Source organism: Peribacillus loiseleuriae (genome assembly GCF_001183985.1).
GTDB lineage: Bacteria > Bacillota > Bacilli > Bacillales > DSM-1321 > Peribacillus > Peribacillus loiseleuriae.
The window spans coordinates 781,860-798,822 of the sequence record NZ_LFZW01000001.1; the positions used below are offsets into that span (position 1 = coordinate 781,860).

The window sequence follows — 16,963 nt, forward strand, 5'->3', positions numbered from 1 at the left end:
AATCAGTCCTTTCTTCATGGACATCGAACACCTATGATCCCAACTAATATTGATATTTATATTAAGTTTAATATCGATTTTGGTAAAATTAGGTAAAAAATCGGCGTATTTTTAAGGAGTTGTATGTTGGAACAAAGATGCCATCAATGGATGGATAGTGGAAGACTGAGGGAGTTTGTTAATTCAAGTTTTTTGTTATGTAATGGAGGGATTTTACAACAAGTTGGTGCGGTTTATTTATCTAGAGAACTAAAGAAGACTTTGAACAATTAGAAAAACTGATTGAACAGGGGAGTTGTCATACAACTCCTATTTTTTTATGGTGATGGTGGGACAAGTTACCTGTCCTTATGTCCCCTTGGTTGTGCTAACATAGAAAGACTAAATTTAGAGAATGGAGAGGATATCACGATGAAAGTAAATCAATTAATTGCGAACAATATTAACAAATTAGATGCAGTACTACCAGTAGATAAATCGTTAGGAATTGCTGGTTTGTCTGGATCTGGTAAAACAACTTTTTGTCAAACCATTGGTGAAGAATCCAAGAAGCGTCTCGTTTCCTTATTGCCAAAGGCTGAATATCAGTATTTATTTCCTAATATTATGGAAACCAATTTCAGTGCCATCAAGATGGAAGGAATGCCTTTAGTCCTGTTTCTCGGAAAATTAGCCATTTCTTCCAATCCACGTTCAACGATTGGCACCCATACGGGCGTTTTTAAAGAGCTCCGCGTGCGGCTTGCTGAAACATTTAATCTTTCTCCAGAAGTGTTTTCATTTAATAATGAATTAGGCTGGTGTCCTAAGTGTAAAGGACGCGGTACTACCCAAAATGTCGAATGTAAAAAGTGTGAGGGCAAGCGCTATAATCCAGAAGTTGAGCAATATCAGATAGAATTATTGGATCAACCACATAGTATTTCCGATATCAACAACTTAAACATTGAATCGATTCTTTCCCTTGCAGAAGAATTACATATTAGTGAAGCGAAACAACATATACTTAAAAATATAATCAATATGAATATTGGTTACTTAACATTAAATCGCATTATGGGTACATTGTCAGGTGGAGAATTAACACGACTTTACTTGGCAGAATTCATGGCAGCAAGTGAAAATACCGTTATTATTATTGATGAAATCTCCGTGGGTCTTGATCACCAAACACTATTGCAAATTTTAGAACAGATTAAACAATTGGGGTATAAGAATCAAATTTGGCTCATTGATCATTCAGACACAGTGCTCGATACAACGGATGAGCAATTGTTCTTTGGACCTGGCAGTGGAAAATATGGCGGAAAAATTGTTGAAGAATCACCACGTCCAAAACCAATCACTTGGGAACGAAATCAGGCAATGCCAACAGAATACTATCAATTTCATGATCTATATTGCCGTAATATTCAAATGGCTGAAATTCAGATTCCCCAAAATAGACTTGTGACCGTTACGGGTGAGTCTGGATGTGGTAAATCTACACTTGTCAATGAATGTATAGCCAAAGATTTTCTGAAGCGATATTCAAAAGATAAACTAGTTATGGTAGGTCAAGATCGAAACCAATCGATTACCAGTCGGTCAACCGTTGCGACTTTTCTTGATATTAAAAAGAAACTCACAAAATATAGTGAAGAGATTGATGATATTTTTCAGCGCTCAATTGAAGATATTATTGAAGAACTACCAAATCAAGACATCACCCATAAACGCTTGAGCTTATTGATCAAACTTGGACTGGGTTATTTGACGCTGGAAAGAAAAACACAGTCCTTATCAACGGGTGAATTTCAATGTGTCCATTTGGTTTCGGAGCTGTTTGTTAACTCAAGAAACCCGCATACGCTTTTTATTTTTGACGAGCCATCAAAAGGTTTATCACAAAATATTTTAAACCAATTCATTGATAGTATTAGGGACGTTTTGCAAGATGAATCTGTCTCAATGATAATGATTGAACATAATGCTTATATGCTAGAAAGCTCTGATTTTATTGTTGATTTTGGCAAAAGACAGCTTGCGCCTGTAGAACATCTTGATGTGGTCAGTCATGATGATTTTTATCGTCAACAGAACAGTACGGATAGAGTTGCTCCATTGCAAATTTCTTCGACGATCAATCAACAAAATGGAATTAACTATTTAAAAGAAAATCAGATTGCCTATTTTAAAAATGCAGAAAACGTCTATAAGGGCGGTATCTTAAAAAGCTTATCATCCATGGCCCGTTTGATTTATGGTGAATACGAATCTGACACAATTGCTCCCATCATCGCCATTGATTTAGAAAGACATTTGTATAGTCAATATAGTTTTCTCTATGAAATAGGTGGATTGATCAACCATATTGTTGCGGCTCATCCAACCAATAAAGATACAAGAAGCTTCGATTTCTATAATCAAGAAAATCATTGTCCATACTGTTCGGGTCGCCGGGTGATTGAAAAATTTGATATAGATGTTGTGATTCAGGACAAAACCGTACCATTCTGGAATGGCCTATTACATCCAGACGTGATGGAGGTATTAAAACATTATCAATATCAGAGATTGCAATTCCTTTTTGATGAGATAAAGAATGAACTCGGTCAAGATATTGGTAAAAGCTATCATGAGATGACAGAAGCAGAGAAGCATACCTTTTTATACGGGTATTGGGAAAAGTCATTCTATGATAAGGAGGCCAAGACACGGAGGACATGGGAGGGCTTTATTCTCATCCTTGGGCGTTATATGTCCATTTCGAAATCAATGATTAAAGAGCATATGAAAGCATCAAAAGAGATGATTACCTGTCCGATTTGTCAAGGATCCGTGCTAAACCATCATAAAAGATTAAAATTTGGTGATACGGATATTCGAGAGATTATTCATCAGCCACTTGATCAAGTGATGAAAACAGTTGGGAAGTTACCGGAATTGGAAAAATTGAAAGCCGTTGTCGGCGGCGATATGGCTTTGGCGGAAGATGTCTCCCTGTTGCCTAGAGAAACACAAGTCGCTCTGAAAATGCTTGAACTGGAACAGGCAAGCTTTGCCCACTATGAAATGGTTTTACAAAATGTCCTACCATTCTGGGGCAGTATTAGCGGCAATATCGAAGCGATCAGCATGAATAATCGGATCACTATCTGTGATTTTGCCAATATCACCGAAACAAGAGAAACCATCATTGATAAGTATTTCACCAATGGAAAATACAAAAAACTAACGTATGTTTATGAAGCGCTTGGTTACAAAAAAATTGTCACCCAAATAAATAAGATTAAAAAAAGTCATCCATGCCCATTCTGTAAAGGGAAGAAAGTCATTTCAGAAGATGGTCTCCATGACGGCGTGTATAAATTATCGGTACCATGTGTGAGTTGTGATGCAAGTGGCATCAATGATGAAGGGCGTAAGGAAATCATCGATGGTATAGATGTGCAAACATGGCTAACTGGCAAAGTACGTGATGTTGTTGCTGAGAGCTTTAATCTTGAGACTGTTGTAGATATTCCAATTTTCAAGCGTATTCGTGAGTTGAATAAACGGGATATGATGGCGATTTATCAATGCGTTGAGCAAAACAATTAAAGTAGAAAGATTCATACCAGCCATATTTTAAAACAAAGCTAGATGTCAGCTAGTGATTATTACTCATTTGCAATAATAAATTGCAAATGAGTTTTTATGCTATTCTGAGGCGGATCTTGTTGGTGTAAAAGAATATCTTGTACGGGTGTTTTTAACGTTATATTTATATATCATTCTATTCGTAAGCGTTTTTCTTGAATTTGCTGATTTCTAGGGTTAGTAATGGATAAATTTTAAATTGACATCGCAATATTTATAATTATATAATAATTGTAATGAATAAATACACCTCGCTTTTTATAATTGTGAGGTAGAGGCGCGATATTTATTAGTGCTTAGTGGAGTCCGAGAAGACGAAGAAGCTATGCAGAAGGAAATGTCGCCGAAGTATGTAATGAGTTCTCGTCATTATGTGCTGGGTCTGTAATGAATAATTACAGGACTGTCTTAATAAGTTTCCCGATTTATTAAGATGTGCTATCTCTCAGAAGAGATAAAAGGGTGAGGAATTTGGAATGGCTACATCGATTTCCGGGTTCTTTCTCGGAGAAGGTATATAGTCTTTTTTTATTGCCTTTAAGAGATTCCTTTAGCATATAGGGGGATCTCTTTTTTTTGTGGAAAAGGGGCGGGGCTTTAAAAAATCAGCTCCGCACCACCACCTTCATAAGGTAATACAATTTTTAGAACCTTTTTCATCGTTTAAGTTAGGATCAGGTGCTCACGAATGTTTTGCATTGAAAAAAATGAATATAGCTTGTATAGGCTACTATGGAGGAAATGATGATGGACAAACTACAAACACTTTATTACGAATTTATTCCGACTGGCGAAGCTAAAATGAAAATAGACCCAGCAAAAACAGCACTTTTAGTCGTTGATATGCAAAATCAATTTATTAGCCGTGATGGGTTGGATGCTCAAGTTGCACGAGAAAAAGGCATGTTCGATAAGTGGGAATCTTTCTATGATCGTATTGATAACGTAGCGATTCCAAACAATAAAAAACTACTAGACTTTTTCCGTGCCAATCAATTAGAAGTCACTTTCGGACGGATTGCTTGCCATCATAAGGATGGACGTGACCGTTCCCCTGTACAACGTCGTCCAGGTTGGAATAATATCTTATTACCAATCGGTGATCCAGGTGCAGAAATGGTAGATGAATTAAAACCATTAGAAGATGAAATCGTGGTAAATAAAACGACAGACAGTGTTTTAAGTGGGACAAACTATGAATTTTTACTTCGTAATATGGGCATTGAAACAGTTGTATGTACAGGTGTTGTAACAGACCAATGTGTTGCCTCAACTGTACGTAGCTTAGCAGACGCTGGTTTTGAAGTAATTTTAGTAGAAGATGCTTGCGCAGCGGCAACGAAGGAGTTACATGATGCAGAAATCATGATCATGAATCAAATTTATTGCCAAGTCATGAGCACAGATGAAACCATTCAATTCATTTCAGAGGAAATTGAACAACGTTCTGTCGTTCAAAAATAGAGAGGAAGCTTTTTAAATGAGTCATGGACAAAGTAATGCAAATCAAGACAGTGCAGCTCCTCATTTTAAGCGTGTCCTAACACTGAAGGACTTGGTGATTTATGGCATCGCCTTTATGACGCCCATTGCGCCTGCTTATATATATGGTTTTGCAGCACAGTCGACAGGCGGTATGTTGCCGTTAGCATATTTAATCGCGATGGTTGCGATGATGTTTTCGGCATATAGCTATGGTAGGATGGCTGCAGCATTTCCAGTTTCCGGTTCAACGTATACGTATACACAACGGGCGATTCATCCGCATTTAGGATTTTTTGCCGGCTGGGCCATGTTTATGGACTATGTATTAGTGCCTTTAATCGTCTTTATGGTTGGTGCTTCCTATGCCAATGCATTAATTCCATCCATTCCATATTGGGTATGGGTATTCATTATTGCTGGGGTTATTACTGTTGTAAATATTCTTGGAATTGCAGTGGCAGCAAAAACGAACCAAATTTTAGTGTTATTTATGGGAATTGTTGTTGTCATCTTCGTTATTTTTTGTATGAAGGCGATTATGGGAGAGGGGGGTGCATCGGCTGTAGTATCGATTACCCCGTTTTTTAATAGCGAAAAGTTTGTGATGACGGCCATCATTTCAGGTGCAGCAATGGCATGTTTCTCATTTTTAGGATTTGACTCGATTACAACCTTATCGGAAGAATCGGTGAATCCCCAAAATGATATTTGGAAGGCAGCTATTCTATCTTGTTTAATCGGCGGGATTATTTTTATCGTGCAAGCTTATGTTGCTCAGCTAGTATGGCCAGATGTGAATAACTTTAGTTCTGCAGATACGGCTTTATTTGATATTGCAAATGTAGCAGGTGGTGCAGTGCTTGTAACACTTTACACAGTGGCGATTATCGTTTCAACTTTTACAGCTGGTTTAACAGGTCAGGCAAGTGCTTCACGTTTAATGTTTAGCATGGGACGTGATGAAGTTCTTCCGAAAAAATTCTTTACACATCTACATCCTAAATATAAAACACCCATCTACAACATTTTATTAATGGGTAGCATTAGTATTGCTGGAGCACTTTTCTTATCAATTGATTTTGTTGCAGAATTAATGAGCTTTGGCGGCTTAACTGGCTTTATGTTTGTTAACTTATCTGTCATCGTGTATTATTATTTCCGTAAAAAAGAGAAGAAGTTTGTCCGTTATTTAGTAATTCCGGGCCTAGGTTTCTTAATCTGTTTCTACCTATTTATTAATTTATCACCATTGACGTTAAAAGTAGGTTTTATATGGCTGGCAATCGGGGTTGTCTATGCGCTTATTACAACAAAAGGATTTAAAAAGCTACCTCCAAGTCTGATAGACTCGTAAACGATAAAATAATGATTAAATACTTTATTGATAGGTAGTTTGCAAGACATGAGCTCGGTATGATGCTTGAGTTCATGTCTTTTAATTTTTGTCTTTCTATTGCGCATTGTCAGTATACGACTTATTGCATGACTCACTTTTAATGAAACAATCTAAATCAACGTAATTCCGAATATTATTACATTTATTAGTAGAGAATAAATATAGTGGCTGTTGACGACATACCTGCAAGGGTATATTATAATCATTGTCAGTGATTTACTTATTTGTTATTAAAACGAGGTAGTACATAATATTTAGATGATTATATGCGGTTTTGTTTTTGATGTTGATTCAATAAGAATTGTAGATGTAAGAGATTATAATTGGATATGAAGATCTGATTTCGAAGGTTGTCAACATTCCATTACCTCAGAAAAAGGGTCTCGGGGTAATGGTGTATACTTTAACTGAATGTAAATATAAACAAGATAAACACAAAAACATCATAATGGAAAGGAGCATTCCTATGGAATATAATGATCAAATTAAAAACAGAGTGAAGCGCATGGAAGGTCAGCTTAGAGGAATTTTGAAAATGATGGAAGAAAATAAAGATTGTAAAGAGGTCATTACGCAGTTATCAGCTGTTCGCTCAGCAGTAGATCGAACAGTAGGCGTGATTGTAAGTTCAAACTTAGTTGAATGTGTTCTAGAGGCTGAAGAAAGAGGAGAAAATACGGATGAATTAATTAAAGAAGCTGTCAACTTGCTTGTAAAAAGCAGATAAAAATTTATCTGTTGACATTCTTTTTTTTGTTTTGTAATATACCCGTAGGGGTAATGGTAAAAATATTTTGATGGAGGAATGAAAATAAATATAGATCAAGTATTAGATGCAAAAGGGTTAGCATGTCCAATGCCAATCGTAAAAACAAAGAAAGCCATAAATGCACTTGAATCAGGTCAAGTATTAGAGATTCATACAACAGATAAAGGTGCTAAAAACGATCTTTCTGCATGGGCTAAATCAGGTGGACATGAGCTTTTGAAACATGAGGTAGAAAATGATGTATTAAAGTTTTGGATTAAAAAAGGATAATTTTTTTAATTTATTAAATACCCATAGGGGTAATGGTAAATGAAGTGGCATACAGGAGGGAAAAGCATGACAGATAAGAAAAAGACAACGATTGTATTATTTAGTGGAGATTATGATAAAGCAATGGCAGCCTATATTATTGCAAATGGAGCAGCTGCCTATGATCATGAAGTAACCATTTTCCACACTTTTTGGGGATTAAATGCATTACGTAAAGAAGAAATTATTTCGGTTAAAAAGGGAACTATGGAAAGAATGTTCGATAAAATGATGCCAAGAGGGGCAGATAAAATGGGGCTTTCTAAAATGAACTTTGCTGGTTTTGGTCCTAAGATGATCAAAGATGTCATGAAAAAGCATAATGCGATGCCTCTACCTCAATTAATCGAAATGGCAAACGAACAAGATGTTAAATTAGTAGCATGTACGATGACAATGGATCTGTTAGGTCTACAACAAGAAGAATTGTTGGATAATATTGAATATGCTGGTGTTGCAGCCTATTTAGCAGACGCTGAAGATGGGAATGTCAATCTGTTTATCTAATTACTAATAGGGGAGTTTCCACCTACTTAAAGGAGGTACAAGATATGGAATACGTGAATTATATTGTTATTGCACTGTTCTTAGTCTTTATAATACAGCGTGTTTTGCCAACAAGAGGTGTAAGACAAATTACTACTACTGATTTAAAAAATGAATTAAATGATAAAAATAAACAATATATCGATGTTCGAACATCTGGAGAGTTCAAAGCAAGAAACATTCGAGGGTTTAAAAATATTCCGCTTCATCAATTAGCACAACAGGCGGTGAGTGAGCTATCAAAAGAAAAGGAGATAGTCGTCATTTGCCAAAGTGGAATGAGAAGTAATAAGGCTAGTAAAATATTAAAGAAACAAGGCTTTAAGCAAGTAACAAACGTAAAAGGTGGCATGAGTGCTTGGTGCTAATGAAAAATATAAGGAGGACTTTATAATGAAAGAAATGACTGCAAAAGAAGTTGAGTTACTGGTAAATGAAGGAAAGGTATTAGATATCATCGATGTGCGCGAAGTGGATGAAGTTGCAGCTGGAAAAATTCCGGCAGCTGTAAACATCCCATTAGGGTTAGTTGAATTTCGTATGCATGAGTTAGATAAGTCAAAAGAGTACATCATGGTTTGTCGTTCAGGTGGTAGAAGTGGCCGTGCCGCACAATTCCTCGAAGGACAGGGCTTTGACGTCATTAATATGGCAGGCGGTATGCTTTCTTGGGAAGGGAAAGTCAAATAAAGTGAAAAGGGGGGCTTTGTTCAACTCTCTCAGAGGGTTAGTTGCGGCTTACAGGAAGACGTTTCCACAAACGTGGCACTTTTACTACCGGTTAAATTACGATAAATTTTTTTACTGATTTAAATACCCTTATAGGTATAAAAGATGGAGGTTTCAAGATGGAGAACATTAAAGCAAATGCAATGTTAGATGCAAAAGGATTAGCGTGTCCCATGCCAATTGTAAAAACGAAGAAGGCTATGAATGAATTAGCGGCTGGTTTGGTTTTAGAAGTTCAAGCAACAGATATTGGTTCAAAAGCTGACTTGAAAGCATGGGCTGAAAGTACAGGACATCAATATTTAGGTACGCTTGAGGAAGGAGATGTATTAAAGCATTATTTAAGAAAGTCATCTAGTGATGAAACGATTGAAGAAAAGCATCCAAATGTAGCAAAAAATGAAGAACTAAAAAAGAAATTAAAAGAAGCTGATAACATTGTTGTTCTTGATGTAAGGGAAGCTGCAGAATTTGCTTTTAACCATATCCCGAATGCAATCTCTATTCCATTGGGGGAATTAGAAAATCGTTTAAATGAATTAAAAAAAGAGGATGAAATTTTTGTTATATGCCGAACAGGTAACCGTAGTGATCTTGCTGCACAAAAGTTATCAGAAAACGGATTTACGAATGTTATCAATGTCGTACCAGGCATGAGTCAGTGGTCTGGGGAAACTACTAGTATTAATAGCTAAAGATGCTGTTTGTACATCAATTAAATATATATTTTTTTAAAATAAAATATACCATAGGGGGTAAGTTGATGACTGTACATGCAGTAACTTCAAAAGAGGTAACGAAAAAAGTTTTTAATAAAGAAGAATTATTTATTTTAGACGTTCGTAATGAAAGTGATTTTTATGATTGGAAAATCGAAGGAGAAAACTTTGAATATTTAAATGTTCCTTATTTTGAATTGCTTGATGGTGTGAAAGGAATTATGGAAAGGATTCCTTCTGATAAAGAGGTATTAGTTGTTTGTGCAAAAGAGGGCTCATCTATCATGGTTGCAGAGATGCTTTCTGAGGCAGGCGTTAAGGTTTCTTACTTAGAAGGTGGAATGAAAGTTTGGAGTGAACATTTAGAACCCATTAAAATTGGGGATTTAAAAGATGGAGGAGAAATCTATCAGTTTGTACGGATTGGCAAGGGATGCTTATCTTACTTAGTTGTTTCAAACGGTGAGGCCGCCATTATAGACTCATCAAGAATGATTGACATCTATCTAGATTTTTCCGAAAGTATTGGAGCTAAAATTACCCATGTATTTGATACACATCTACATGCCGATCATATTTCTGGTGGACGAAGGATTGCTGAAAAAACAAATGCAACATATTGGTTACCGCCAAAAGATGCAACGGAAGTAACGTTTGATTACCAACCGTTAGAAGATGGAAATGAAGTGACAATTGGTAAAACTGCTATTAATATTCATGCAGTATATTCTCCAGGTCACACAATTGGATCAACATCCATTGTTGTTGACGAAAAGTTCTTACTATCGGGGGATATCTTATTTATTGATTCCATTGGAAGACCAGACCTAGCTGGAATGGCAGAAGATTGGGTAGGAGATCTAAGAGAAAGTCTTTATACACGTTACAGAAAATTATCTGAGGAACTAATCGTCCTCCCCGCACACTTTATGATTATCGATGAATTAAATGCGGATGGTAGTGTATCTGAAAAATTGGGTAAATTATATGAAAAAAATCACGGGTTAAACTTTGAAGATGAAAATGAATTTAGAAAACTAGTGACTGAAAACTTACCACCACAGCCAAATTCATATCAAGAGATTCGTCAAACAAATATGGGGAAATTCAGCCCTGATGAAGAGAAACAGCGCGAAATGGAAATTGGACCAAATCGTTGTGCGGTCAGATAAAATGAAACGTCTACCAGTGGAGTGTTTTCCCAGACTGGTAGTTAGTTGAACTTACAGGGCTTTATAGGCAGTTAACTGACATTTATATTTCTCGATTATACTGACCGTTCATGCGTAAAAAAGGGAACCCAATTCCTTTTGGAAGGGAGGAAAAATTGGATATCAATTTTATTATTATCATTTTCTTAATTGGTTTTATAGGTTCATTTATTTCAGGGATGTTAGGAATAGGTGGATCAATTGTAAATTTCCCGATGCTCTTGTATATTCCTGCTGTTCTTGGAGTTGCACATTTTACAGCACATGAAGTTTCAGGAATTACAGCAATACAAGTTTTCTTTGCGACTATTGGTGGTGTTTGGGCATACCGTAAAGGTGGCTATTTAAATAAATCATTAATTGCATACATGGGAATTAGTATTTTGATCGGAAGTTTTATTGGTAGTTTCGGCTCAACTCATATGCCAGAAAGTAGAATAAATGTAGTTTATGGGATTCTAGCATTCATTGCTGTTGTCATGATGTTTGTACCTAAAAAAGGCATTGATGATATTCTCTTACATGAGGTGAAATTCAATAAGTGGCTTGCTGCGTTACTCGCATTTATCGTTGGAATCGGGGCCGGTATTGTAGGTGCGGGAGGGGCGTTTTTGCTAGTGCCCATCATGCTAGTCGTTTTAAAGATACCAACAAGAATGACGATCGCTTCTTCCCTTGCAATTACACTTATATCAACCATTGGTGCTATTAGCGGGAAAATATCAACAGGCCAAGTGGAATTCTTACCATCGCTTATTACGGTTATTGCCAGTTTAATAGCTTCGCCTCTTGGAGCTGTTGCTGGGAAAAAGGCAAATACTAAATTCCTGCAAATTATTTTGGCTATCTTGATATTGGTAACTGCAGTGAAGATTTGGTTGGATATTATATGGGGGAATTAAAAGTCTTCTTGAATCAAGTAAGAGAAAAAGTCGGAATGGTGTGTCAACATTTCAATTTATTTCCTCATAAAACTGTTTTAGAAAATATTATCGAAGCCCCTATCTTTGTAAGAAGGGAGAGTAAGGATGAGGCGAAGGCAAAAGCGACGAGTCTCCTGGAAATAGTGGGATTGCAAGATAAAGCCCATTTTTATCCTGATCAATTATCTGGAGGGCAAAAGCAGCGTGTGGCAATAGCGAGGGCAATTAGCAATGGAACCTAAAGTAATGCTTTTTGATGAGCCAACCTCAGCATTGGATCCTGAACTTGTTGGAGAAGTTCTTCAAGTGATGAAGGCGTTAGCTCGTGAGGGAATGACCATGGTCATTGTGACACATGAGATGGGATTTGCAAGAGAAGTTGCTGATCGTGTTGTTATGTTTGCAGACGGAATTATTATAGAAGAAGGACAACCTGATGAAATTTTTACAAAACCTAAACATGAGCGAACACAAAGGTTTTTAAACCAGCTTTTATGATGAAGGAATCGTTTGGGGTTTCTTTCTTTTACAAAAAAACAAAGGTACTTAAACCACTAGGGTGAGTCGTTCCGATAATATGGAGAAAAACTAAAAAAACATTTCGAATAACACGTTCATTCACAGTGAAAGTCGCCTATCGATTAACAAAAATTCAAACGCTCAGAGAATGATCGATCTGAGCGTTTGAATTTTTGTTGCATTTATTAAGTTAAAGCTCATTCGTGTTTGAAGAAAAAATCAAATCGAATCATACTCCAGTAGTCATAAAGTACATTGCTGAAAGCCTAATATTTCTTGGTGATTAGTTTCTGAATGATAACCCATTTTCCTTCAAAGCAGATCTAAGTTTAGGTAAAGAAGCTGGTCCCACACCGTGAAATTGTAAAATCTCTTTTTCACTATATTTTGATAGATCCTGCAAAGAAATTATCCCATTGTTTTCTAAAGCTCGTCTTGCTGGTGCCGAGAGCAATGATAGAAATCCATTAACAGGTTTGCGTTCTTGCTCACAAGTCGGACAGGCGGGACAATCGCTACTTGTATAATATGTATGTCCTTTGTCACAAGTCCTTACATTTTTTTCTGATGTTGTCATTTTTAAATGTCTCCTTTTTTTGGGGGATGGGCAGGGCTTCGTAAAATCAGCTCCGCACCACCATCTTCATTAGGTGATGTAATTTGAGAATCTGAACTTCTCCATCGTTTTAGTTGGAGGCAGGTGCTCATGGATGTTTCTTATGGAAATTCAACCCTCTACCAGAAATCTCTTTTTTTAACCTGCATGTTTCGCTATCTCTTAATTCCACTTTCTTGTTTGCCTTACTTTAAGTACATTTCTTTACAATCTATATATATTTCAACACTGTTGATTTACACCTTATCTACCTTGCGAAATTATGATACTAAAAACAAGAAGGGAAATTTCGTAAGAATATAGATGACTGACACCATTGGGGAGTTTGCGCGTTTAGTCAAATCTAGAACAGTGACAACATGACGTAAAGGGCGCTATCTTAGTCTGGAAACGGTATAATAAACTGGTAGAAGTAGACATTAAAAAGGGACTGCTTATGATGTTTGATTTACATATACAAAGTCAAAAGAAGAAAAGGAGAAACTATGACAAACAGTAATGAAACAGGATGGAACTTAGATAACAGTTATGCCCGTTTGCCGAAATCATTTGTTTCCAGCATCAACCCAACTCCTGTGCGTTTACCAAAGTTGATTATTCTTAATAATCAAGTGGCAACATCTTTGGGGTTGGACATTCAAGCGCTAAAAAGCGAAGACGGTGTAGCGGTGCTTGCTGGGAATCAGATTCCTGAAGGTGCCATGCCTCTCGCTCAAGCTTACGCGGGGCATCAATTCGGGCATTTTAACATGTTGGGGGACGGTCGAGCGGTACTGCTAGGCGAGCAGATTCTGCCTCAAGGTGAAAGGATGGATATTCAGCTTAAGGGTGCAGGGAGAACGCCATACTCTCGCGGGGGGGATGGTCGCGCGGCACTTGGACCGATGTTACGTGAATATATCATCAGCGAAGCAATGCATGCGCTTGGTATTCCTACCACTCGTAGTCTAGCAGTGGTGACAACTGGTGAGTCAATAATCCGCGAGACCGAGCTACCTGGTGCAATTATGACCCGTGTGGCTGCCAGTCATCTGCGTGTTGGTACCTTTCAATACGTTGCACAATGGGGCACGGTTGAGGAACTCCGAGACCTGGCTGACTATACACTAAAGCGTCATTATCCAGACGTTGAAGTTGATGAGAACCGCTATTTGTCGTTACTTCAAGAAGTGATCAAGCGGCAGGCTGAGCTTATTGCCAAATGGCAACTGGTTGGCTTTATTCATGGCGTGATGAACACAGACAATATGACCATTAGCGGAGAAACTATCGATTATGGACCTTGTGCCTTCATGGATAGCTATGACCCAGAAACGGTATTCAGTTCGATTGACATTCAAGGCCGCTATGCCTATGGCAATCAGCCGTATATGGCCGGGTGGAATCTTGCCCGATTTGCTGAAACTTTATTGCCACTATTGCATGATGATCAGGAACAGGCTGTCAAACTAGCCCAGGATGAGATTTCTAGGTTTATGGAGTTTTATCGGGAAAAATGGCTTGCGGGAATGAGAGCGAAATTAGGGATTATTAACGAGGAGACAGAAGATGAAGCCTTGATCGATAGCCTCTTCATTTTGATGCAGAAGTATCATGCAGATTATACGAATACCTTTTTGGCATTAACATTTGATAAACAGAAAGATACAGTCCTATTTGGCACTTCGGAATTCGCTCAATGGCATGAAATCTGGCAGGCAAGATTAAGTAGACAACAGGAATCGAAAGACTCCGTAAGTCAGTTGATGCAAAACAGCAATCCTGCTATTATCCCACGGAATCATCGGGTAGAAGAAGCATTAGAAGCTGCAGTGGAACAAGGTGACTACAGCGTGATGGAACGACTTTTGGATGTTCTTTCAAACCCTTATGAACACTCCGCTGAACTGGCTGATTACTCTACGCTGCCCGTGTCAAAATCTCCCTATCAAACCTTTTGTGGTACTTGATATATGTTCTAGTTTTACGCTTTGTATCGTTTACTATAAGTACAAAATAATGCTGCCTACTTCTAAGGTAGCATTATTTTTCTTTAAAAGGATAGGTTATGAGATGGAAAAGTGAACCCTACCTGAATTAAATAAGGTTCTTTTAGTTCTTCTTTAACTAAATTCAGCTTCATGTAGCAACTACTACTCTTCGATTAAGGTTCCTTACACTTATTCCCTGTTTCATTAGATTTTGAAATATACCGACAAATTGTTTAGAATGAAGGGATTAACCTATAAGATAAAAAATAACACTTAATCATTTATAATGAAATTTTTATATATTGGGTGGTCCTTATGTCAACTGAATTAGAAATGAAAAAAGAAGTAAGTGCAATGATATCTAAGTTGTTTCGTTTATTTCCGATTAAGGTTGAAGTGTGTTTAGAAGATAGTGATTATAAAGAATTACAGCAGAATTGTCCGGTTCTAAACAAAGTCCAAAAGACAGGCATGGATGTCTTCGTCAGAAATAAGAATGCATATGAAACATGTGCAGTGAAAGATTGCTGTCCTTCAGAACCGTTCATTTTAAAAGCTATTACCAAAGCCAAAAAGGTAGTGGGTGTTCTATTGGTTACTGCTCTAGAGGGCAAAACGGACTGGTTATTTGAGAATTACAATGTAATGGAAGTTCAGCTTGATTTCTGCACAGAATGGATAAGCAATAAACTAGAGAATGAAGATCTTCGAACCGAAAATAGCTCGATAATAGAAGAGGTAAATAGTATCTTTTCTTTTATCCAAGACCCTGTTTTACTCGTTGACGTAGATGGAAAGATCCATAATATGAGCCATCGTGTTAGTCGGTTTTTTAATAAAATTAGGAATGTCTTAATAGGTGGACCTATTACCGAAATCATATCAGACTCTGATTGGGTAAGAGTGAAAAATATGAAGAAACAGCAGGATTTGAAAGTCTCGGTTAAATTAGAAACTGGGGATCAAAAGGAATATCTAGCCATGGTGAAACCACTCGTTTCAAACGGAGAAATAGCATCTTTTTTAATCAATGTAACGCCTATTATGGATTCAAAAAAGAAAGTGCACGAACAAAGAGTCCTTTATACCTTTAATGATGTAAAAGGGATAAGTGATTCGATTCAAAATGTTGTAGATATTGCCAAGAGGATTGCGCCAAGTAATACCACTGTCTTACTAAGAGGTGAGAGTGGGACGGGTAAAGAAATATTTGCACAAGCTATTCATCGGGAAAGCCATCGGAAAGACGGTCCGTTTATTGCATTGAATTGTGCGGCTATTCCTGAATCTTTACTAGAAAGTGAACTTTTTGGACATGTAAAAGGGGCCTTTACCGGTTCATCAGCAGATAAACCTGGAAGATTTGAATTAGCCAATGAGGGAACGATTTTCTTGGACGAAATTGGTGATCTCCCACTTCCATTGCAGTCTAAACTATTAAGAGTTGTTCAAGAAAGAAAAATTGAACGAGTAGGGGATACCAAAAGTACCCCTGTAAATGTTCGTATTATTACAGCTACTCACCGTAATCTGGAAAAACTTGTAGCAAATGGCCAGTTTAGAGAAGATTTATACTATCGACTTAATGTAATTCCGATTACGATTCCGCCTTTAAGAGAAAGAAGAGAAGATATCCCTATACTCATTGATTACTATATGAAAAAATTTTCGGAGGAGTTTTTCCGCTCACCTAAAAGAATATCAGAAGATGCTTTTGAATTGTTGCTCAGCAATCTTTGGCCTGGAAATATAAGAGAGCTGCAGAATGTTGTCAATCATTTTGTTCAATTAGAAATTGGTGATTTAGTGACAATTGAAAGCTTGCCCAATTATTTAAAACATGTGAATGAAACGGAACGAAGAGTAGAAAAGGAAGCTGCCATAAATGAAAAATATTCAATGAAGTCGAGCAATCGAATAAATGAGAAAGAGATAATTATTGATCTATTAGATCAATATGGCAGAGATACGATTGGGAAAAAGAGAGTAGCAAGCCATTTGAATATTAGCTTGCCCACCTTATATCGGAGAATTAGTAAGTTCAAAATCAAGTAAGGAATATTTGGAAAATGAGAAAAGTAGAGAAATTTTGAGAAAAATTGAGAAAATGAATGGAAAGTATTGTTTTTTAGTGGTTTTTACACTTTTAA

Annotated in this window: 14 protein-coding genes, 1 pseudogene and 1 riboswitch; of the genes and pseudogenes, 14 read left to right on the top strand and 1 reads right to left on the bottom strand. The window is 37.0% G+C overall.

Going from position 1 to position 16,963, the window contains the following annotated elements; translation table 11 throughout:
* Positions 1-411 precede the first annotated feature (411 nt).
* The 12 genes and pseudogenes from AC625_RS03495 (at position 412) to AC625_RS03550 (ending at position 12,206) form a co-directional block, all read left to right on the top strand.
* Positions 412-3,582, top strand: coding sequence for an ATP-binding cassette domain-containing protein (locus AC625_RS03495; protein ID WP_049680012.1), 3,171 nt, complete (start codon positions 412-414; stop codon positions 3,580-3,582).
* Positions 3,583-3,885: 303 nt separating this feature from the next.
* Positions 3,886-4,070, top strand: a riboswitch (Lysine riboswitch).
* Between the two features lie 298 nt (positions 4,071-4,368).
* Entirely contained in the window at positions 4,369-5,085 is a 717-nt protein-coding gene (locus tag AC625_RS03500) for a cysteine hydrolase family protein (RefSeq protein WP_049680013.1), read from the top strand.
* A 16-nt stretch (positions 5,086-5,101) separates the two neighbouring features.
* Positions 5,102-6,460 (top strand): APC family permease, encoded by a 1,359-nt coding sequence (locus AC625_RS03505; protein ID WP_049680014.1) that lies wholly within the window; start codon positions 5,102-5,104, stop codon positions 6,458-6,460.
* Between the two features lie 508 nt (positions 6,461-6,968).
* Positions 6,969-7,229 carry a metal-sensitive transcriptional regulator gene (locus AC625_RS03510; RefSeq protein ID WP_049680015.1) on the top strand — a complete coding sequence of 87 codons (261 nt, stop codon included), beginning with the start codon at positions 6,969-6,971 and terminating at the stop codon, positions 7,227-7,229.
* Positions 7,230-7,307: 78 nt separating this feature from the next.
* Complete coding sequence (locus AC625_RS03515; protein ID WP_049680016.1) at positions 7,308-7,541, top strand: sulfurtransferase TusA family protein; 234 nt, start codon at positions 7,308-7,310, stop codon at positions 7,539-7,541.
* 66 nt (positions 7,542-7,607) lie between these two features.
* On the top strand, positions 7,608-8,087 hold the full coding sequence (locus AC625_RS03520) for a DsrE/DsrF/DrsH-like family protein (RefSeq protein ID WP_049680017.1): 480 nt from the start codon (positions 7,608-7,610) through the stop codon (positions 8,085-8,087).
* A gap of 44 nt (positions 8,088-8,131) precedes the next feature.
* Positions 8,132-8,494, top strand: a complete 363-nt coding sequence (locus tag AC625_RS03525) for a rhodanese-like domain-containing protein (protein ID WP_049680018.1) — start codon at positions 8,132-8,134, stop codon at positions 8,492-8,494.
* Between the two features lie 25 nt (positions 8,495-8,519).
* Positions 8,520-8,816, top strand: coding sequence for a rhodanese-like domain-containing protein (locus tag AC625_RS03530; RefSeq protein ID WP_049680019.1), 297 nt, complete (start codon positions 8,520-8,522; stop codon positions 8,814-8,816).
* Positions 8,817-8,974: 158 nt separating this feature from the next.
* Positions 8,975-9,550 carry a sulfurtransferase TusA family protein gene (locus tag AC625_RS03535; protein ID WP_049680020.1) on the top strand — a complete coding sequence of 192 codons (576 nt, stop codon included), beginning with the start codon at positions 8,975-8,977 and terminating at the stop codon, positions 9,548-9,550.
* Between the two features lie 68 nt (positions 9,551-9,618).
* Positions 9,619-10,746 (top strand): MBL fold metallo-hydrolase, encoded by a 1,128-nt coding sequence (locus AC625_RS03540; RefSeq protein WP_049680021.1) that lies wholly within the window; start codon positions 9,619-9,621, stop codon positions 10,744-10,746.
* A gap of 155 nt (positions 10,747-10,901) precedes the next feature.
* A complete protein-coding gene (locus AC625_RS03545) occupies positions 10,902-11,687 on the top strand; it encodes a sulfite exporter TauE/SafE family protein (RefSeq protein ID WP_049680022.1) in 786 nt (261 codons plus the stop codon).
* Positions 11,609-12,206: pseudogene (locus tag AC625_RS03550) on the top strand (amino acid ABC transporter ATP-binding protein). Before AC625_RS03545 ends, AC625_RS03550 begins: the two are co-directional and overlap by 79 nt.
* A gap of 304 nt (positions 12,207-12,510) precedes the next feature.
* On the opposite strand, the gene AC625_RS03555 reads toward AC625_RS03550, so the two are convergent.
* Positions 12,511-12,804, bottom strand: a complete 294-nt coding sequence (locus AC625_RS03555; protein ID WP_049680023.1) for an RNA polymerase alpha subunit C-terminal domain-containing protein — start codon at positions 12,802-12,804, stop codon at positions 12,511-12,513.
* 524 nt (positions 12,805-13,328) lie between these two features.
* On the opposite strand from AC625_RS03555, the gene AC625_RS03560 reads away from it, so the two are divergent.
* Positions 13,329-14,792, top strand: coding sequence for a protein adenylyltransferase SelO (locus AC625_RS03560; protein ID WP_049680024.1), 1,464 nt, complete (start codon positions 13,329-13,331; stop codon positions 14,790-14,792).
* Positions 14,793-15,128: 336 nt separating this feature from the next.
* The gene (locus tag AC625_RS03565; RefSeq protein ID WP_053178002.1) at positions 15,129-16,868 is read left to right on the top strand and encodes a sigma-54 interaction domain-containing protein; all 1,740 of its coding nucleotides are present in this window, start codon (positions 15,129-15,131) and stop codon (positions 16,866-16,868) included.
* Positions 16,869-16,963: the final 95 nt, after the last annotated feature.

Excerpts from the sequence above, each read along its gene's own strand:
- AC625_RS03510 (WP_049680015.1), top strand. The coding sequence starts at position 6,969 with ATGGAATATAATGATCAAATTAAAAACAGAGTGAAGCGCATGGAAGGT.
- AC625_RS03555 (WP_049680023.1), bottom strand. The coding sequence starts at position 12,804 with ATGACAACATCAGAAAAAAATGTAAGGACTTGTGACAAAGGACATACA.
- AC625_RS03505 (WP_049680014.1), top strand. The coding sequence starts at position 5,102 with ATGAGTCATGGACAAAGTAATGCAAATCAAGACAGTGCAGCTCCTCAT.
- AC625_RS03530 (WP_049680019.1), top strand. The coding sequence starts at position 8,520 with ATGAAAGAAATGACTGCAAAAGAAGTTGAGTTACTGGTAAATGAAGGA.
- AC625_RS03500 (WP_049680013.1), top strand. The coding sequence starts at position 4,369 with ATGGACAAACTACAAACACTTTATTACGAATTTATTCCGACTGGCGAA.
- AC625_RS03525 (WP_049680018.1), top strand. The coding sequence starts at position 8,132 with ATGGAATACGTGAATTATATTGTTATTGCACTGTTCTTAGTCTTTATA.
- AC625_RS03535 (WP_049680020.1), top strand. The coding sequence starts at position 8,975 with ATGGAGAACATTAAAGCAAATGCAATGTTAGATGCAAAAGGATTAGCG.
- AC625_RS03540 (WP_049680021.1), top strand. The coding sequence starts at position 9,619 with ATGACTGTACATGCAGTAACTTCAAAAGAGGTAACGAAAAAAGTTTTT.
- AC625_RS03520 (WP_049680017.1), top strand. The coding sequence starts at position 7,608 with ATGACAGATAAGAAAAAGACAACGATTGTATTATTTAGTGGAGATTAT.
- AC625_RS03565 (WP_053178002.1), top strand. The coding sequence starts at position 15,129 with ATGTCAACTGAATTAGAAATGAAAAAAGAAGTAAGTGCAATGATATCT.
- AC625_RS03560 (WP_049680024.1), top strand. The coding sequence starts at position 13,329 with ATGACAAACAGTAATGAAACAGGATGGAACTTAGATAACAGTTATGCC.
- AC625_RS03495 (WP_049680012.1), top strand. The coding sequence starts at position 412 with ATGAAAGTAAATCAATTAATTGCGAACAATATTAACAAATTAGATGCA.
- AC625_RS03515 (WP_049680016.1), top strand. The coding sequence starts at position 7,308 with ATGAAAATAAATATAGATCAAGTATTAGATGCAAAAGGGTTAGCATGT.